Annotated in this window: 2 protein-coding genes; one reads left to right on the top strand and one right to left on the bottom strand. The window is 62.1% G+C overall.

The features are described 5' to 3' along the window. A partial coding sequence (locus tag AC1DT3_RS17965) for an ROK family protein (protein ID WP_477466594.1) occupies window positions 1-857 on the top strand: 857 nt, incomplete at its 5' end. A gap of 24 nt (window positions 858-881) precedes the next feature. Here AC1DT3_RS17965 and AC1DT3_RS17960 read toward each other — a convergent pair. Further along, window positions 882-2,468: alpha-D-glucose phosphate-specific phosphoglucomutase (locus AC1DT3_RS17960; RefSeq protein WP_477466593.1), on the bottom strand; the 1,587-nt coding region annotated here is incomplete at its 5' end.

The following is a 2,468-nucleotide window of genomic DNA, read 5'->3' as shown; positions in this document are numbered from 1 at the left end:
GTACCAAAATTGCCGCCGTCGTTCTGGACCCCGAAGGAAAGATGCTGTTTCGCACACGCATCGAAACTCCTGGCGACTATCATTCTCTCATCGCGGCGGTGCCGGTAGTCCTCGATCGGTGCCGGCACTCGTACAAGGACATCACGAGCGTCGGAATTGGGATGCCCGGTTCGCAATCGCCGAAGACTGGTCTTTGGCGCAACTGCAACATGACCTTCGTCAATGGCCGCGATGTTGCCACCGACCTTTCGGCGGTCGTTCCTTATCCCACCCGCATCGAGAACGATGCCAATTGCTTTGCCTTGTCCGAGGCCGTTGGCGGCGCTGCGGACGGCCTCTCGGTCGTCTATGCGCTCACTTTGGGAACGGGGGTCGGCGGCGGGCTCGTGATCGAGGGGCGCGTCCGGCATGGACCCCTTGGCATTGCCGGCGAAGCTGGCCATGTTCCGATCGTATTGCCGGATCAATCCCAACCTCGGCCTTGCTATTGCGGCAATTTCGATTGCGCCGAACTCTTCGTTTCCGGAACCGGCATTGCCCGGGATCACATGGAGAGGACAGGCGCACGTCTGTCGGCGCCGCAGATCATGGCGGCCATGCGCAATGGAGATGTCCACGCACGAGCGACCTTCGAGCGTTGGGTCGATCGTCTCGCGCGTCTGATCGGCTCACTGACGAATGCCTTCGATCCGGATGCCGTCGTGCTTGGTGGCGGCCTCAGTTCGATCGACGGACTCCTCGCCGCCGTTCGGGATACGACGCCGCGCTACGTCTTCGGGCGGGAAGCGGCACCTTTGATCATGATCGGACAGACGCAGGAAAGCGGCGCGCGCGGCGCCGCGTTGCTCTGGCCCTAGAAGGTCGGGGCGCGGTGATCCGGCTTACGTGATGACGCTCGGTTCGCTTCGCCCAGTCAGCGTCGCGATGTCGCCGATCGCCTCGGCGGCGCGGGTCACCGCAGCGAGGATTTCCTCCCGAGGCAGGTTGTGCCGCTTTGAATCCTTTTCGAATTTCTCGAGGTAGACCCGCAGCGTCGCGCCGGACGTCCCGGTTCCCGACAGGCGGAAGACCGCCCTTGCGTCCTCCGCGAAGAGGATCCTGATGCCTTGGTTGGGGGTGACGGAACCATCGACCGGGTCTGTGTAGGAAAAATCATCGGCACTCACGACCGTGAGATCGCCGAAACGCCGGCCGGGGAGGGTCTGGAGGGAACTCCGCAAATGGGTCATCAGGGCATCCGCGCGCGCCGTTTCGATTTCCTCGTAATCGTGTCGCGCGTAGTAGTCCCGCCCATAGGCAGCCCAGTGGTCCTTCACCACCTGATCGGCCGGTTTCTTGAGCTCTGCCAGGATGTTCAGCCAAAGCAGCACGGCCCACACGCCGTCCTTTTCGCGGATATGGTTAGAGCCGGTGCCCGCGCTCTCTTCACCGCAGAGGGTCACGAGGCCCGCATCGAGGAGATTTGCGAAGAATTTCCATCCAGTGGGCGTTTCGAAGGAGCGAATTCCCAGTTTTGCAGCAACCCGGTCAGGGGCGCGGCTCGTGGGCATGGATCGGGCGACGCCGGCCAATCCGTTTGCATAGCCGRGAGCGAGGTGGGCGTGTGCGGTCAGGAGAGCGAGGCTGTCGCTCGGGGTCACGAAGAGGCCCGGAGCAACGATCATGTTGCGGTCACCGTCGCCATCGGACGCGGCGCCGAAATCAGGGGCGTCCGGCCCCTCCATGACGGCCATCAACTCATGAGCGTGAACGGGGTTGGGATCGGGATGATGACCGCCGAAATCCGGCATTGGCTCGCCATTCATCACGGTCCCGGCCGGCGCACCGAGGCGCCCTTCTAGAATGGCCTTGGCATAAGGCCCTGTGATCGCGCTCAGTGCGTCGAACTTCATGCGGAAGCCCGATTTGAAGAGAGCGGCGATCTTCGTAAAATCGATGAGCTGCTCCATCAATTCCATATAATCGGCGACCGGATCGATAACCTCGATCTCCATCGAGCCGAGCCGGACCTTGCCCAGTCTGTTGAGATCGATATCGGCAGCATCCTCGACGGCGTAGTCCGTTATCGTCTGGGTTCGCTTGAAAACCGCATCCGTAAAGCTCTCAGGAGCGGGTCCCCCATGGGACACGTTGAATTTGATCCCGAAATCGCCGTGGGGCCCGCCCGGGTTGTGGCTGGCGGAAAGAACGACGCCGCCGACGGCCTGGTACTTGCGGATGAGGCAAGAGACGGCGGGCGTCGATAGAAGGCCACCCTGGCCCACGAGAACGCGACCGAAGCCATTGGCTGCTGCCATCTTAAGGACGATCTGCACGACCTCCCGATTGAAGAACCGTCCGTCTCCGCCGACGACGAGGAGAGCGCCGTCCCGATTTTCAACGGAATCGAAGATCGCCTGTAAGAAATTCTCCACATAGCCAGGCTGCTGGAAGACGGTCACCTTCTTCCTCAGGCCCGATGTGCCGGG

The sequence above is a fragment of the Microvirga sp. P4_G7 genome, from assembly GCF_056401005.1.
Note: the sequence above shows the minus strand (reverse complement) of the source record. Positions and strands in the feature narration are given on the sequence as shown.